Below are 16723 nucleotides of genomic sequence, written 5' to 3'. Positions count from 1 at the left end.
CCCGGAGGGTGCCTTTTTTCATGACACAAAAAAACCAAGCGCTGAAGAGCCGCAGCTTGGTTGGTTCATTTACAGGTAAAAATTAGGTTATTCGTATGACCTTTTTTGGACCCACGATAAAAATATAATACTACAAAGAAAAGGTTAAGTCTATATTTTTTTTGGTTTTTCTCTATACTTATCGGTATTCTCATATAGAAAAGAGGGAGACTATGATCACGAATAAAACGGAAGCGGAAGAAAGAGAGCATTTAGGCAGGACGTTGACCTGGATCCGGAAGGCGCTGCAGGCGATCGATCACAAGATAAGCGCGGCTCGGCAAGACATCATCGAAGCGAAAAAATATGTCTGGAGCAACCTGTCTCAGCTTGATCCGGCCGAAAGGGCGGCGAACCGAGTGGACATATCGCTAACCATCGATCACGGGGAAAAGGCGGTTGAAAAACAAAGAAGACTCCGCAAATTGCTGGATGCCCCTTATTTCGGCAGAGTTGACTTCGCTGCTGACGACGCGGCGGAAAGCGGCACGTATTATATCGGGGTCCATTCCTTCAGTGACGAAGACAGCCAACAGAATGTCATTTTTGATTGGCGTTCCTCGATCGCCGGCATGTTTTATGATTTTCAGATCGGCAGGGCCGGTTATTCCTCTCCCGGAGGCGACATCGAGGGGGAAATTCAGGTCAAGAGGCAGTATAAAATCAAAGACGGCGCAATGGAGTATATGCTCGAAAGCGATATGAACATCCGTGACGAGGTGCTGCAAAAAGAACTCAGCCGCGCATCGGATGAGCGGATGAAAAATATTGCGGCCACCATTCAAAGGGAGCAAAATGCCATTATCCGAAATGAGCGTTCCCATGAGCTGATCATTCAAGGGGTTGCCGGCTCCGGGAAAACCTCTGTCGCGCTGCACCGGATTGCCTTCCTCTTGTATCGGTATAAAGGAACGTTAACGTCTCAAAATATATTGATTCTCTCCCCGAATAAAGTGTTTTCCGACTATATTTCCAATGTGCTGCCGGAGCTGGGGGAAGAAAACATCATGGAGATGGGCTTTGAAGAGCTCGCCGCCAGGGAGCTGAAGGGCGTATGCGAGTTTCAGACCTTCAACGAGCAGGTGGCGGAGCTTGCGGCCTCGGCAGAGGAAGCGGTGATTGAGCGTATCCGAAGCAAAGCCCGCATCGATTTTGTGCATGAACTGGAACGGTTTGCAGCGCATGTGGGCGAGACCTATTTCGTCCCGAGCGATGTATCGTTTGACACCGTGCAAGTAGCCAAAGAGGAGATACAGAGCGCCTATCAAGCGGCCGGCAAGCTGCCATTCACACAACGGGTGGCAAAAACGGCGGCGATGGTTGCGGGAAGCGCCCGGGATGAATATGGATAAAAGCTAAAGCCCGCGGCGGTTCATAAAATCAAATCGGCGGTAAAAAAGATGTGCCGAACGCAAAATATGCTTGTCATTTATAAAGATTTCTATGATTATATGGGCAAGCCGGAATGGTTCAAGCTCAAAAAACCGAAAATGCTTGAGTTTTCGGATGTGTTTCCACTCGTTTATTTGAAGCTTCTCTTGGAAGGGGCAGCCGATTATCAAGATATCAAGCATGCCGATCAATTCCATGAAGGGATTATCGTGAGTTCCTCGCATATGGCCAAAGGATTGGAGTTCGATCACGTTCTCGTGCCTTTTAGCGACGCCGGGAATTACAGGACAGAGATGGATCGGGGCTTGCTGTATATCGCCTGCACAAGAGCTATGCATATGCTGACGCTCACTTATTCCGGAGAAGCTTCTCCGTTCTTGCCGGAAATGGCGTAGATAAATAGAAATAAAAGAATGAAGGGATGTCCCCGGGGGCCGTCGTCTAATCCGGCGTAAAGCTGCGATGCATTATTGAATATATAATAATAGATGAAGGAAAGCAGGGGATCGCATTGCAAAAACAAAGCTTCGGCGGCATGCTGCTCATTGCCGCAGGGTCACTGATCATTCTGATGCATATGCTGCAGAACGGCGAGATGAGGCTGAGTGATCCGGGGTATGTGTTCGGGTATTTCTGGCCCGCCATTTTTGTCATTCCGCTTGGCATTTTATTTCATGTCATGTATTTCGGGATGACCCGGGGAAGGGCTCCGGGACTGCTTATCCCCGGCGGAATTTTGTGCATGGCTGGAGTCGTCTGCCAGATCTCGATGCTGTTCGACGCCTGGTCCTGGATGTGGCCGGGCTTCCCGTTAGCCGTAGCCTTCGGCCTCTTCGATTTCTATCTGTTCGGCGGGCGCAATAAATGGCTGCTTGTTCCGGTTTATATATTGGGCAGCATGTCGGTGATCTTCTTCCTACTGTTCGGCATCGGGACGGTGCTCGGGGCAGCCGGCGGCGGTTCTCTCGCGGCGATGCTGCTGATCGGATCGGGATTGTATGTCCTGCTGCGCCGCAATCACAGCGCGATAGGGTGACGGGCCCCAGGGCCGCCTTGCGAGGCGGCCTTTGGCATGCTTGCAAAGGGCTCTGTATTGACAATGGAGGCTAGTTGTAACTATAATGGTTGCATGAAAGGGTGAGCCAGATGAAGATAAGCAGCCGGTTTAGTGTGGCCGTTCATATACTGTCCTTGCTGACGTTGGAGCCGCAAGCTCATCATACTTCCGAATGGCTGGCCGGCAGCGTGAACACGAATCCGGTGGTCATTCGCAGAGTGACCTCCCAGTTGAAGAAGGCCGGTCTCGTGGCGGTCCGTCCCGGAACGGGCGGGGCTACTTTGGTGCGTCCGGCGGGCGAGATTACGCTGCTCGATGTGTACCGCGCCGTAGAAGCGGTAGAGGAAGGGGAATTGTTCGGCATGCACGAGCATCCGAATCCGCAGTGTCCGGTCGGCGCCAATATCGAAGCGGTGCTGCAGATCATCATGGCCCAGGCGCAGTCCGCGATGGAACGCGTGCTGGAAGGGATTACGCTGGAGCAGGTCGCCCTGAATCTGAAAATGCACATGAATGCGGAAGAAGAATAGCTGGAGACATGTATTGCGAGCAGACATGCATGGCGGCGGATAGCCCCATGCATGTTTTTTTCGGCAGAACAGATGGCAAATTATAGGTCTAAATACCCATTTATTAGGTCTCGGAAATATTGATCTAAAATATTTGTCGAATCATCACGATATATATTTATGGATTTTTACGAGGAAGAAATACGGAATTAGCAAACGGTTATCAATCCGCCGGTTCGGAATGGATGAAAGACGCCCGTATTTTTCCCGCTTACATCTGAGGGGGCGAACGCATGAGAAACAAGAGTTTAGTATTTAAATCGGTGTTGGTGCTGTCCGCGCTGATTACGGTCATGTCGGTTGTGTTTACCAGCTTTTCCTATATCTCCGAACGAAGCATCTATTACGATGAGCTGTTAAATATACATACTTCCCTTGATCAGCAAATTAGCTTGGAAATAGAAGGCATTGCCAAGGCGCAGAAAAAAATGAAAACGATGAGTTACGACCAGTATATGGAAGATCAAGAAATGGACTGGATCCAGTCGAATTTGCAGGGCATGACGCGCGAGGGCTATATTTCCAACAGCTACCTGATAAAGCCGGAGCTGATCGAAAAAGACGGAAAAGTGTTTATGTCGGTCATTCAGGCGAACAATAATATGATTGAGCATGGCAACAAGCCGCTAAGCGATGTGGAGATGACGGAAGAGTTCCGCCAGGCTTATTATGACATGAAGAACGATGGTATCGGTATCTCTGCGGTCTATGCCGATTCGATGGGCGAATGGATTACGATATTGTCTCCAATTGAAGATAAACAAAATAACACGATCGCGCTTTTGGGGATTGATTTTAACTATTCGAAAATCAACGACGATCTGAACCAGCTGCTGTGGAGAAATATAGCCGTCGGCGCCGTGACCGGCATTGCTTTTATTCTTCTCATCCTGTGGCTCATCCGCAAGACAATCCGTCCGTTGAATGAGTTGGCGCAGTTGGCCAAGCGGGCGGCCAAGGGCGATTTGACGGTTCAAATCCCGGTCACTACGCAGGATGAAATCGGTGTGCTGTCAACGAGCTTCAATGAAATGATAAAGGATATCCGCGAGTTGATCGGAAGCATGAAGCAGACGGCAAGCCACGTGACGGAGGCTTCGAACCATCTGACCGTCATCTCGCAGCAGACGGCGCAATCGACGCACGAGATCTCCAGCGCCATTCAAGAGGTGGCGTCCGGCTCGGAGACGCAGCTCACGGGAACGGAAGAAAGCAAGATCGCGATGGGCGAGATGGCTGTCGGCATCCAGCGGATTGCGGAATCGGCCTCGAACGTGTCCGAGTACAGCGTAGCGGCCGCTCAAGCCGCGAAGCAGGGGAATGAAGTCGTTCAGCAGACGATCGCGCAGATGAACAGCATCCACTCCTCCGTGAATGAGTCGGTAACGATGGTGCGGAAGCTGGCCGAGCAATCCAATGAGATCGAGCAAATCGTATCGGTGATCGGCAATCTAGCCACGCAGACGAATCTGTTGGCGCTGAACGCTTCGATTGAAGCGGCCCGGGCCGGCGAGCATGGGCGGGGCTTCGGGGTCGTCGCGAAGGAAGTGCGATCGCTTGCCGAGCAAGCGAAGGTATCGACGGAGCAGATCGCGGAGCTGCTGCAATCCGTCGTAGCGAACACAAGACATGTGGCCGGCACGATGGAATCCGCGTCGGCGGATGTGCAGGAAGGGACTCAAATTGCGCAAATAGCCGGGGAGACCTTCCAGAAGGTATGGAATTCTATCCAGGAAGTATCCGATCAAATTCAAGAAGTATCTGCGGCTTCGGAAGAAATGTCTGCCGGCAGCGAGCAGGTAGCCGCTGTGCTTGATAACCTGGCGGAGCTCGCGAAGAACGCCTCTGAGAGCTCGCAGAGCGTGGCCGCTTCCTCTGAGGAGCAGCTGGCTATTGTGGAGGAGATCGCCGATTCCGCGGCCGTGATGAGCGCCAAAATGAAAGAGCTGGATCAGGAAATGAAGAAATTTATCATCTAAGCCACAACTCGCCATAAGGAAGCAAATGAACACAAACCTCCGTGAAAGAAGAAATGTATCTTCCGGAGGTTTGTGTTTTATTGTATCGTCATTGTCGAATTGGGAGCACAGCCGCTTGCAATGAAAAGCGCCTCGTGAGATGCTCATACTAGCGCATCGCGCGCCGCCTTTGGCGCAGGATGCGAACCCGAGAGGCTGCATAAGGAGGACGAACGATGAATCGGATGTTGCTATGGCCGCAAGGCGCGCCATTATCTATGGGGGAGCCGCGGGTCGGCATTCTCGGCTTCTCGGCAGGCGGGCATCTTGCCTCAACGGCGGGAACCCGGTATGACCTCGGTTCGCCGCATGCCGCCGATCCGATCGACAGGGAGAGCTGCCGCCCCGATGCGATGGTGCTCTGCTACCCGGTCATTACGATGGGAGAGACCGGGCATCCCGGCTCGCGCGAGAATCTGCTCGGTCCCAATGCGGATCCGCAGCTCATCGAGGCGCTGTCCAACGAGCGCCATGTGACGGAGGATACGCCCCCGGCCTTTTTGTGGCATACGGCCGAGGATGACGTGAAGGTGGAGAACAGCCTCCAGTTCGCCTTGTCGCTCAGCCGGAAGGCGGTCCCTTTCGATCTCCATGTCTACGACAAGGGGCCGCATGGACTAGGTCTGGCCTTGTCCGACCCGTATGTCGGCGGGTGGACGGCCCAATGCGGCAAGTGGCTGAAGAAGATCGGCTTCTAACCGGCCGGGTATCGGGCAAGGAAGGGACAGAACAGCCTCCAGCACGGCGCGGGAGCGCGGGATGGAGGCACGGATCGCGGATTGGACAGGGAAGCGGCTGCTGCGTAAGCGGCCGCTTTTCCATGCTTATATGACATGTTGCGACGCGATGCGACAAAACGATGGACAAGGGAGCCGGTAAAGGGTATAAAGAGAAAAAGAAACTATGCAAGCAGATCGGACTGACTTACGATGACGTCATGGGATGACCCGCCTGTCCGTTACCTACAGAAGGAGGCACGCCGTCTTGCAGAATCGCTCCTGTCCCTTTTCCAACGCCAGCGGGCTCTGGCTTGATGAACCTTGGAAGGATTCAGATGACGCCCAGCTGCACTTGGATGAAAAAATAACCGCGCAAATGAACATGATCGAATTAACGGAAAAGGATCTGGAGATTGTGCGTTCGATTCGCCCGCTCGTGCTGGAGCATATCGACGACATCGTGGATTCTTTCTATGATTCGGTGCTGCGCATACATATATTGAAACAATTGATCATTGATCACAGCCATATCGAAAAGCTTCGCAAAACGCTGAAGGGGCATTTGATCGAAATGTTCAGCGGCCGGATCGACCGGGAATTTATCGATAAGCGGATGCGGATCGCGATCGTCCATGAACGAATCGGCTTGAAAACCCGCTGGTATATGGGCGCGTTCCAAAATCTGCAAAATGCGTTCATCCATATGCTGAACCTTCATTTGCCCGACAAGGACCGGATGCTGACCGTCTGCTTGTCGATTACGAAGCTGTTGAACCTGGAGCAGCAGCTCGTGCTGGAAGCCTATGAGAAGCGGGCGAATGAGAAAATCCAGCATCAGGCGTTCCATGATGAGCTGACCGGGCTGCCGAACCGCCGGATGCTGCAGCAGCGGCTGCAGGAGCGGATCGAGCTTGGAGCGGAGGCGCAGAGCCGGTTCGCGGTCATGGTGCTGGATATCGACCGGTTCAAAATGATCAATGATTCGCTGGGGCATGCCTATGGCGATCAATTTTTGAAGATGGTCAGCTCCCGGCTGCAGGAGGCGGCCGGCGAGGAGAGCAGCTTCATCGCCCGGATGGGCGGAGATGAATTCGCCGTGCTGTGCGCGGCGGATGCGGAGCATGATCCCGCCGGCTTGGCCTTGCGCATGATCGAGCAGATCCGGCTGCCGTACCAGTTGAACCGGACCGAGTTTTTTGTGACGACGAGCATCGGCATCGCCATCTATCCGGAGCATGGCATGACCGCTTCCGAATTGCTTCGCAATGCGGACAAGGCGATGTATGAAGTGAAGAAGGACGGCAAGAACGCCTTCCAGTTCTATTCCGCGGCATTCGACGCCCATTTGCAGGAGAAGATCGAGCTGGAGAATGATTTGCGCAAAGCGGTGGCCCGCCAAGAGCTGGTCGTTCATTATCAGCCGCAATATACGCTGAAGGAGAATCAATTGATCGGCGTTGAAGTGCTGGTGCGCTGGAACCATCCGCGCAAGGGCCTTCTCGATCCGTCCGTCTTTATTCCGATCGCGGAGGAGACGGGAATGATTTACGAGATGGGCGCCTGGATTTTGCGGGAGGCCTGCCGCCAGATGCGGGCATGGCATGATGCCGGCGGGCCGAAAATCCGCGTGTCGGTCAATCTGTCGACCCAGCAATTCCATCAGTCCAATCTATGCGAGACGATTCGCGGCATTTTGGAAGAGACCGGTTTGCCGCCGGAATATTTGGAGCTGGAGATTACGGAAAGCATGATGATGGACGTCACCCGCTCGACGAAAATTTTGCAGGAGCTGACGGCCCTCGGCATGTATATCAGCATGGACGATTTCGGCACGGGGTACAGCTCGCTCAGCTATTTGAAGCTGTTTCCGATTCGCAAGCTGAAGATCGACCGCTCGTTCATGAAGGATGTGACGAGCAATCCGAATGACAAGGCGATCGTGGCGACGATTATTTCAATGGCCCATCATTTGAACATGCGCGTGATCGCCGAAGGCGTCGAGACGGAGGACCAGCTTCATTATTTAAGCGAGAACGGGTGCGATGACATTCAGGGCTTCTTTTTCAGCCCGCCGGTGACCGCAGACCAATTGCAGAACATGATTCTAAGCGGAAAATAGGCCAAGGGGTACGCGTCTCCCGCGGCAAAAAAAGGCTGTGCATCCGGCCTTGCTGCCGGTGCACAGCCTTGCTTCTCGTTCGGGCTTCCTGCCGCACGCTCCTGCATCTACCAGTTCGACCCGCCAGAGGAATTATTGTTCTTGCTCCAGCTGGAACCGCCGGAGGAGGAGCTCCCGCTTCCCCAACCGGAGCCGCCCGACGAATTCGATGTCCTGCGCTCCTGGGCCCGCCTCGCTTCTTCCGCCCGCCGCTCATCCCGCAGCACATCGTTATACGCCGATTCCATGGCCGCGATAATTCCAGTCATGGCCGCTGCGGTGCGCGCAGCTTCGTCATAGGCCCCTCGCCGCATCAGATCGCTGGCCTCGCGGTGGATCGAAGCGAAGCGGGAATCGAATGGCGAGACGTTGATTTTGCTTCTCGCCCGGGAATACGCGCGCCGGTATTGGCTGGCCGCCCGATCAAGCTCCCGTTCCGCATTGCGCTTCTGTACGGCGGCCCGTTCGATGACGCCCAGGTATGCATTGGCTTCGTCAACGAATTCCCCGCTCACCTCGTTCATCAGGCCGACATCATAGGGCGGATCGGCGACGAGGTTCCGAAGCCCGGACTGCAGCCGCTCCAGACGATGCTCCCGCTCTCCCCACAGCTGGGCGAGATGCTGGCGGGATAGGATGCGTTGGGCTTTGGCGAAGGCCGCTTCGCCCGCCGCCTGCTTCCGCAGCGCCTGCTTCCGCAGCGCCTCCTTGTGCGCGCTGTCCAGTTCTCTTACCTGGCGCTCATACCGCTCGATGGCATGATCCAGCTCGGCCAGCCGCAGCAGCATCCGATCCAGCTCTTCCCGTGCCATGTCGTATTCCTGCACATCGATGCCGGACCAATACTCGGCCTGGCCCAGCGCCGGCCCGACATCGGACAGGCACTGATATTTCTCGCGATACAGATGCCATAGCTGCTCCCAATGCTTCGTCCGGTAGGCGGCCTGCACGCGCACGGTCACCTCGGACAGTTCCTGATCCCGGCGGAGGTACCCGTCCAGTCTCGACTTGAGCTGGGCGATGTCCTTGGCATTCTTGACCTGCAAATCCGCCTGCCGCTGCGTCATGTTCACTGCATCGGCCAGCAATTGCCTCATCAGCTCGACACGCTGGATCGCCGCCGGGATATCTCCATGCCGCAGCAGCTCCTGCATCTGCTCGTTGACCTGTCCCGTCTGCTCGATATTGCCATACGGATCGATGCGCACGAGCTTCAGCCGGAATTCCTGCGCGATGGTCTGAACGCGCTCCCGGCTCTCCGCCATCTGCTGCGGAGTCCGGCGGTAGATCTCCGCCAGCTCGGCGATGCTTGCGATGTCGTTCTCCAGCCGCCGCAGCTCCTCATTCGCGTGCTCGACGCGGTGCTCGGCGCCCAGCGGGTCGAAAATCTCCAGCTGCTTGCTCTCCGCCAGCTCCGCCTTGACCGCGTGGTGGCGGCGCCGCAGCTCATCGAGCGGCCAGCCTCGCGCCTGAATTTCCGCCGCGATGTCGCGGTCGGCGGTCTGCAGCCGTTCCTCCGCATCCGCAATCGTCTGCTTCAATGTCCGGTCTAGCTGTTCGATATGGCCGATTGCGGCGACATGCCGTTCCGCATCCGCCGTGCGCTCCTTCAGCTCGGCGGCCGCGGCCGCAACCTGCTTGCGCAGGGACGGCATGAGCCATTGCCGCTTCGGAATGGCCCGGAGCTCCTGCTGTCTGGCGTTCAGCCAGATGAGAATGTCCGCCAATTCCCGATCGGCGGTCCTGGCCGCCTGCTGCGTCTCGCCCTGGGACAGATCGAGATAGGTCTTGTTCTTCTCCAGCGCCTGGTTTACCCGCACCATCAACGCGGGCTGACGCCGGCGGATCAGCCGCAGCCGGATCCACAGTTCCCCGCGCTCCCCGGCGACGGCGAGGATAAGCAGCCCGCCAGCGCACAGCAGCACAAGCTGCCAGTCGATCGAGAGCGGCATCGCGGGAGGCGGCTCCTGCTGCGCCGCGTCCTGCTGCGCCGCGTCCTGCTGCGCCTCGTCCGGATCGGTCTCGGCGGCGACGGGCGCCAGCGGCTTCAAGGCATGCGTCGCCTTCATCAATGCGATGGATGCCGCGGCGAAATCGCCTTCCTTCGCCTTCGGGATAAAGTGAGCGTCCAGCCATGCCTTCAGGCTGCCCGGCACGTCGCCGCGGATGCCGGTCTCGGCATCGATCTTGTCCTGGAGGGCGGGGTTGTTGAAATTCATCTCCACCCGCCGCTCCTGCTTGGAGATGAGGAGGAGGATGTCATCCGCTCCCAGTTCCCATTGATCGTACACGTCGTTGGCATAGTCGGCCGGGGACGTTCCATTCAAGCTGTCCACGGTCAGGAGGTAGAAGGTGTACAGCTTCCCTTTGGCCGCCTTCTCGATGGAGGCGATTGACTTCTTCGACAGCATCTGCGCCGTATCCTGAACCAGTCCCTCCTTGGCCGGAACTCCCTCCGCCCTCGCCGTTCCCGGAGCGGCGGATATCACAATGACAAGAAAAAGCATAATGATGCGCAGCGCATATTGCACGTTGAACCCTCCCGTTGTCTCTCCCCGATAGTCTATTTCCAGTATAACGGAATTACGGCGGACTTGGGGGAAAGTTCCTGCAAAGTTCGCGCCGGATCTGTCGGGGGAAAAGCGCAATAAGTATCAAGTGTGTCCCGCTGCCGGTTGGTAAGATGGATGGGAGCGAATCAGGATACGTAAAGGAGAGGGTATTGCATGCAAGAGAAAACGGGGTATTTTGTACACTTGAAGGGCACGAGCCGGGAGGCGGGCCGGCAGCAGGGACGATTCGCGGCGGAGCATCCGGCATGGATGCCGATGCTCGTCCTTCCGGAGCCGCTGCCGGAAGCGCGGATGCGGGAGACGATGCGGCTGCTGGACGACTACTGTCCCGGCATCAATGACGAACTGCTCGGGGCGGCCGAGCAGCTTGGCGTCGAGCCGGGCCGGATGGTCTATTACGCGGGGACCGACATTCAGGCGGGCTGCAGCCACTGCGCCGTCCTGCCCGGGAAGACGGCAGACGGGCGGACGTATGTGCTGCGCAATTACGATCTGTCCCCGGAGCTTGCCGACATGCGGCTCTGCGATACCGCGATTCACGGGCGGTACCGGCATATCGGGTTCTCGACCCTCCTGTTCGGACGAACGGAAGGAATGAACGAGCACGGGCTGTGCGTCACCTTCTCGGCCTGCGGCCAGCCGGTCGGCAATATGGAGGGCATGCGGCCGGCGAAGGCGAGCGGCCTGCAGTTCTGGGCGGTCGTGCGTACGGTGCTCGAACGCTGCCGGACGGCCGCGGAGGCCGTCGCCGCCATACGCGAGATGCCGATTGCATCGAACATGAATCTGATTATTGCGGACGCCTCCGGACATGCCGCGCTGCTGGAGACGTTCGACGGCGAGGTGGCGGTCAAGGAAGCGGACGGGACGGCAGAGCCTTATGTGACAGCGACGAACCATCCGCTGTTCCCGGAAGTCGCCCGGCTGGAGCCGCGCCGTCTGTATCACTCCGTCGTGCGCCATGAGCTGTTGAACGAGGCGCTCGGAGGAAGCGCGCCGATCGGCAAGGACGAGCTGCGCGGGCTGGTACAGCGGGAATATCCGCATGGATTGACCGTGCACAATTACCGCCAATGGTTCGGCACGCTCTATTCAATGCTGTTCGATGTGAACGAACGCACGCTGGATGTCTGCTTCGGTTCGCCGCTCCAGAATCCATGGTATACTGTGCGTATCGGGGAACCGTTCCCGCTGGAGCAGGTGAAGGTGCGGATGGAGCATCGCGATCCGGAGCCCGGCTTCTGGCAGATGGTCTGATGCGATGCGGCAGTCAACCTGTGGCGGCGAGGAGGCCCGGCCCCCGGCCCGGATGTGCGGCACGGCCGTTCCGAAGGGAGCGGCGCTGGATGAGGTGCAAGGAACCAATGAACGGATGACGGGGGAGACGATCGGAGACTATATCCGCAAGCGGAGCCTGACGGAAGCGTCGCTGGAACTGATGGGAACGCGGCGGCCGATACTGGACATCGCCGTCGATATCAGTTCGAGTCGCATGAAGCCTTCAGCCGCGCCTTCAAAAAGGTGTTCGGCCTGTCTCCGCACGCCTTCCGCCGCAAGGGGATACGGCCGGTCGTCAACAGCAAAGGAGCGCTGATCGGCCCGCGGCTGCGGCATCGCGTCAGCAGCATCTGCCTCGAGCCGGAGATCGTCGAGCTGGAGCGGAGCATTACAGTCGTCGGGCTGCAGGGCCGCAGCAATCTGCGCGACAATCATATCCCGGCCATGTGGTCCGAATTGCTGCTGCAGCGCCGGGAGGCTCCGGCCGGGAGCTTGGGTTCGGCGGCTTACGGCATTTGCCAGGCGATGGGGGCGATGCCCGTCCATGATCTGAGCGAGGAGACGATGTTCGGGCAATTCGTCGGCTTCGAGGCGGCCGGAGACGGGACGCCTCCGCCGGGGATGGCCGCTTATGTGATTCGCCCCGGCTTGTATGCGGTCTTCCGCCACCGGGGTCCAACCTCCTTGCTGCGCAGCAGCTATGAGTACATTTGGGGCACATGGCTGCAAGCCTCTGCTTGGGAGCTGGACGCTCGCGACGATTTCGAACAGTATGGAGAAGACTTTTGCGGAACGGAGCATAAGGATTCCATCATTCGGATCTACATCCCGGTCAAGCCGGGGGACGGCGCATGCGGCTAAGGGCGGAGGTCACGAGAGATGTATCCAGGGCGCAGAACATAGAACGCAGAACACACGCATAAGCAGGACACCTAACGCAGAGCGCGTAACGCTCAGCAGAGTGCGACATGGAAGAACGGCTAACCCAGAAGGCAGAACGCGGGGCGTCACACAGAGAAGGCAGAACGTGGAGCATAACTCAGAATGCACAACGCTTATGCATGACACTGAGTGGATAACACTGAATGCATAAGAATGAGTGCAGAACACTGAATGCATAACGCTGCATGCGGAACGCAGAAGGCAGAACATAGAATGCAGAATGTAGAACGCTGAATGCATAATGCACACGCTCCAAGCAGAGAACGATCTTTTTCCGCCATGTGCGGAAAAGGTCGTTTTTGTGCTGGCGGCCGCCCTGGCCGCAACGAGAACAGAAGCGTGTTCCATTTGATCCCGCCCTCCACGGTGAACTCGTTGTATAATATAGGTATCAAGGCAAGGAGGAACTTATCAAGTGACATTAATCAAGCAACTTACGAATCAGGACGAGTTTATCGGCTTTTATTTGTTGAAGGAACTGGAGGTCAAGCAGACGAACGGCAATCCGCCGAAGGACTATTTGGACATCGTCCTGTGCGATGCGACCGGGCAGCTCCCTGCTAAATACTGGGATGCCTCCCCGACCGATAAGGAGACGTTTTTCCCGATGGGGCTCGTAAAGGTGCGCGGCATCGTGCAGACCTATCGGGAGAGGCTGCAGGTGAAAATCCTGCAAATCCGGCCGGCGAGGGAAGAGGACGGGGTGACGTTGACCGATTTCATCCGCTCCGCGCCGATCCGTCCCATCGACCTGATTCATGCGATCAAGCAGGCCATCGCCAGCATTTCCGATAAAGAGATTCGCGCGCTTGTCAGCTTCTGCGTAGGGAAGGTGGAGGAGAAGCTGATGCACTACCCGGCGGCGAAAACCCATCACCATGCCTATTTTGCGGGCTTGGCCTACCATATGGTGCGCATGCTGGAAATCGGGGATTTTTTGTGCCGTCAGCGGCCGTTCCTGAATCCGGATCTGCTGAAGGCGGGCATCATTCTTCATGATATAGCGAAGCCGGAGGAAATGGTGGCCCAGCTCGGCATCGTCTCGGAATACAGCGTTCAGGGCAAGCTGGTCGGCCATATCTCGATGGCATCGAACTGGATTACGGAGGCGGCCCTGCGGCTCGACATCGATCTCGACTCGCCGAAGGTGCTCGGCCTGCAGCATCTCGTGCTGTCCCATCATAATCTGGGCGAATGGGGCAGCCCGGTGCAGCCGCAGACGCCGGAGGCGGTGGCGCTCCATCATATCGACGCGCTCGACGCGAAGCTCCAGATGGTCGAGGATGCGCTGGACACGACGCCGGAGACGGAGGAGTGGACGCCGTTCATCCGCGGCTTGGAGAACAAGGCGATATACCGGATGAAGCTGTAGTACATAAGGATAAGCAGCGCCAAGAGGCCGGAAGGCAGCGGATTCATGTTCAGTCATGGACCGGCTGCTTTTTTTGTCCGCTATCTTGCTCAAGGGGGCATATTTAGAGACATTTTAAAGTCGCCTGCTCGGAAAATCTCCCGAGTATAATGAATGTAAGCGCTTTATGTTTTGGGAGGTGGACTTGTTGAGCAACTTCGACACGAAGCTGAATGCAGCCCGCAATCCGAGCAGTATATGGAGGAAATGCTTGCTCCTTCTCGGCCCGGGCTTCATTACCGCCGCAACCGTCCTGGGACCCGGGAGCATCACGGTCAGCAGCAGCGCCGGGGCGCTTATGCAGTACTCGGCGCTGTGGGTGCTTGTCATTGCTGCCGTCTTTATGTCCGCGTTCACCGTCATCGCCGGCAAGATCGGGTGCCTGAACCGCGACTCGCTGCTTTTCATCGTTCAGCGGCAGTACGGGCGCTGGCTGGCGATCCTCATCGGGCTAAGCGTGTTTCTGATCACGGCGGGCTTCCAGACCGGCAACAACATTGGCGTCGGCCTGGCCTTCGACACTGCATTTGGCGGAGGCATCGCGTTGTGGGCCAGCGTCTTTCTCGCGATCGCCCTTGCATGTATTTGGACCTCGAGCAACTTCTACAAGCTATTGGAAAAGGTGATGATGCTGATGGTCATCCTGATGATCATCGCCTTCATCGGGAATCTGTTCCGCATATCGCCGGACCTGGGCGCGCTGGCCGCAGGATTTGTGCCTTCCCCGCCTGCCATCTGGGGGCTGGTCATTGCCATCTCGGCGACCAGCTTCAGCATTGCCGGGGCGGCCGGGCAAGCCTATATGGTTCAGGGCAAAGGATGGCAGCCGCAAGATCTGCGCAAGAGCAACGCGAGCGCCGTCGTCGGGATCGCGGTCCTCTGCGGCCTGACCCTCATCATTATGATTACGTCGGCTGCCGTGCTCGCCCCCCAAGGCATTCAAGTGCAGAGCGCCCTGGATATGGCCATCCAACTGGAGCCGCTGCTGGGGCCGCTGGCGAAATGGCTGTTCCTCCTCGGTCTGTTCGCGGCTTCCTTCTCTTCCTTCGTCGCGAACGCCGTCTTGGGGGGAATGCTGCTGTCGGACGGCTTCGGCTGGGGCCGCACGCTGAACGACAAGAGCGTTAAAATATTCACGTCCCTGCTGCTGGCGGGGAGCACGCTGATCGCGATTTTGGCCGAGGCCAATCCGATTCAATTGATTATCATGGCCCAGGCGACGACGGTGCTTGGAGCGCCGCTTATCGCCATCGTGCTGGTCTTGCTCGGCAACAACAAACAGGTGCTCGGCAGCCGCACGAACGGCTGGTTCACGAATGTCATCGCGGGATTTGCCGCTCTCTGGCTTCTTTATTTATCGGTGATTCAGCTGCTGACCTTCCTGCGGTAGGGCGGCGGCCAGGGGCAGGAGAGAGCAAGATGGAAGGGGGGCATAGGCAGGCATTGCATAATGGGTGGGGTAACGGGTCAACAGAGAATAGGGAGGTGGGAAAAAGTACTCTTTCTTCTCCTTACTTGCAACATAAGAGTCTACTTCTACAGTGACTTCATTGATTGTTATTTGGCTTATCATTGAATCGCCTCCCTCACTACACATTTCGACATAAGGAGGGATATTCCAGCAATAAAAAAACCGCTGAATAATCAGCGACTTTTCCATGTCGTCCATTTATTTCATTGACGCCTTTCCAAATGCCTTACCTAGCTGGTCGTACTAATAAACAATATGCTGAGAACGTTTAGTCTGGTTTAACAATAAATGATTCCCTCCAAGACCATTTATCACCATAACCAGAAATGTCTATGCCTATAGGTTCAATAGAAATACTCATAGTGCTTGGAGTATAAGCATGGCCATATACCGAAGCAAATGCAGCCGTACGCCCCTTGTGCTCTACTGGAATGCGAACTTCTGTTCTAAGTGTGCCGTAGTGTATCCCTTCTATTCCAAATAAATCAACTGTTCCTTTAGTTCCATAAACTGAAGATTGATCAATCTCCTCAAAACCTCTATCGCAACCATTACAGACTAACCCAGTATCAATTACGTAATCACCATGTGATTGTACTCCTACAACATCTCCACCCCAAGAGTGCCCAACACTGTCAGTCCAATAGAAATTTGGGAGTCTGCTCCATTGGAAATGAGTCCGGTAAGTGTACTTAAATTCTTTAGCATTTGCAGTTTTCCCAATATAAATTACACTACTCCATCCCTCGAAAATTCCATCAACTACACCACTAGCAGTTGAGTCCGTATAATTGTGTAAAATAGCTTCTTCCAATAAATGAAGAGAGCCATATTCAAACCCCTCAAGTAGAATGTAGTTGCTGACACAACAAACTAGTGAGGTGGATTTGAAAATGGCTCAATATCAGATTAACGTAGATTCGAATATTTTGCATCAATTATTTATTGGAGATAGTAAGGATGCGGGAGTAGCCAAGCTGCTGGAATCCGTATTGAATCAAGTCTTACAAGCGCAGGTGACCGAACAGTTGGATGCAGAACGTTATGAGCGGGCAGAGGAGCGCAAGGGATATCGAAATGGGACATACCCGCATAA

The 16723-nt window shown here is 56.0% G+C and carries 15 protein-coding genes; 13 read left to right on the top strand and 2 right to left on the bottom strand.

Features of this window, described 5'->3' with window-relative positions:
- Window positions 1-212: 212 nt before the first annotated feature.
- The 7 genes from ABD76_RS19795 (at window position 213) to ABD76_RS19770 (ending at window position 7913) form a co-directional block, all read left to right on the top strand.
- Window positions 213-1391, top strand: coding sequence for a HelD family protein (locus ABD76_RS19795; RefSeq protein WP_338125158.1), 1179 nt, complete (start codon window positions 213-215; stop codon window positions 1389-1391).
- A 48-nt stretch (window positions 1392-1439) separates the two neighbouring features.
- Window positions 1440-1826, top strand: a complete 387-nt coding sequence (locus tag ABD76_RS30480; RefSeq protein WP_338125157.1) for an ATP-binding domain-containing protein — start codon at window positions 1440-1442, stop codon at window positions 1824-1826.
- A 116-nt stretch (window positions 1827-1942) separates the two neighbouring features.
- Window positions 1943-2467 carry a hypothetical protein gene (locus tag ABD76_RS19790; RefSeq protein WP_197258870.1) on the top strand — a complete coding sequence of 175 codons (525 nt, stop codon included), beginning with the start codon at window positions 1943-1945 and terminating at the stop codon, window positions 2465-2467.
- Window positions 2468-2577: 110 nt separating this feature from the next.
- Window positions 2578-3018 carry an Rrf2 family transcriptional regulator gene (locus tag ABD76_RS19785; RefSeq protein WP_197258869.1) on the top strand — a complete coding sequence of 147 codons (441 nt, stop codon included), beginning with the start codon at window positions 2578-2580 and terminating at the stop codon, window positions 3016-3018.
- A gap of 272 nt (window positions 3019-3290) precedes the next feature.
- A complete protein-coding gene (locus tag ABD76_RS19780; protein WP_197258868.1) occupies window positions 3291-5036 on the top strand; it encodes a methyl-accepting chemotaxis protein in 1746 nt (581 codons plus the stop codon).
- Window positions 5037-5251: 215 nt separating this feature from the next.
- Window positions 5252-5773 carry an alpha/beta hydrolase gene (locus ABD76_RS19775; protein ID WP_197258867.1) on the top strand — a complete coding sequence of 174 codons (522 nt, stop codon included), beginning with the start codon at window positions 5252-5254 and terminating at the stop codon, window positions 5771-5773.
- 286 nt (window positions 5774-6059) lie between these two features.
- Complete coding sequence (locus ABD76_RS19770) at window positions 6060-7913, top strand: putative bifunctional diguanylate cyclase/phosphodiesterase (RefSeq protein WP_242069661.1); 1854 nt, start codon at window positions 6060-6062, stop codon at window positions 7911-7913.
- 107 nt (window positions 7914-8020) lie between these two features.
- On the opposite strand, the gene ABD76_RS19765 is transcribed toward ABD76_RS19770, so the two are convergent.
- Window positions 8021-10483 carry a TPM domain-containing protein gene (locus ABD76_RS19765; protein ID WP_197258866.1) on the bottom strand — a complete coding sequence of 821 codons (2463 nt, stop codon included), beginning with the start codon at window positions 10481-10483 and terminating at the stop codon, window positions 8021-8023.
- A gap of 195 nt (window positions 10484-10678) precedes the next feature.
- On the opposite strand from ABD76_RS19765, the gene ABD76_RS19760 reads away from it, so the two are divergent.
- From ABD76_RS19760 to ABD76_RS19745, 5 genes are all read left to right on the top strand, one after another.
- Window positions 10679-11782, top strand: coding sequence for a C45 family autoproteolytic acyltransferase/hydrolase (locus tag ABD76_RS19760; RefSeq protein WP_197258865.1), 1104 nt, complete (start codon window positions 10679-10681; stop codon window positions 11780-11782).
- 4 nt (window positions 11783-11786) lie between these two features.
- Window positions 11787-12119, top strand: coding sequence for a hypothetical protein (locus tag ABD76_RS29645; protein ID WP_242069660.1), 333 nt, complete (start codon window positions 11787-11789; stop codon window positions 12117-12119).
- A complete protein-coding gene (locus ABD76_RS19755) occupies window positions 12047-12664 on the top strand; it encodes a GyrI-like domain-containing protein (protein WP_338125156.1) in 618 nt (205 codons plus the stop codon). Before ABD76_RS29645 ends, ABD76_RS19755 begins: the two co-directional genes overlap by 73 nt.
- Window positions 12665-13160: 496 nt before the next feature.
- A complete protein-coding gene (locus ABD76_RS19750) occupies window positions 13161-14117 on the top strand; it encodes a 3'-5' exoribonuclease YhaM family protein (protein ID WP_197258864.1) in 957 nt (318 codons plus the stop codon).
- A gap of 187 nt (window positions 14118-14304) precedes the next feature.
- Window positions 14305-15546: an NRAMP family divalent metal transporter gene (locus ABD76_RS19745; protein WP_197258863.1), complete on the top strand. Its 1242-nt coding sequence runs from the start codon at window positions 14305-14307 to the stop codon at window positions 15544-15546.
- Window positions 15547-15895: 349 nt separating this feature from the next.
- Here ABD76_RS19745 and ABD76_RS19740 read toward each other — a convergent pair whose 3' ends face one another.
- The gene (locus tag ABD76_RS19740) at window positions 15896-16441 is read right to left on the bottom strand and encodes a hypothetical protein (protein WP_197258862.1); all 546 of its coding nucleotides are present in this window, start codon (window positions 16439-16441) and stop codon (window positions 15896-15898) included.
- Between the two features lie 79 nt (window positions 16442-16520).
- Between ABD76_RS19740 and ABD76_RS19735 the strand changes: the two genes are divergently transcribed.
- Window positions 16521-16723 (top strand): transposase (locus ABD76_RS19735; protein ID WP_197258859.1); only part of this gene is annotated, 203 nt, incomplete at its 3' end.

This window comes from Paenibacillus dendritiformis (assembly GCF_015845845.1).
Lineage (GTDB): Bacteria > Bacillota > Bacilli > Paenibacillales > Paenibacillaceae > Paenibacillus_B > Paenibacillus_B dendritiformis_C.
This window is presented reverse-complemented; position numbering and strand designations above follow the sequence as displayed.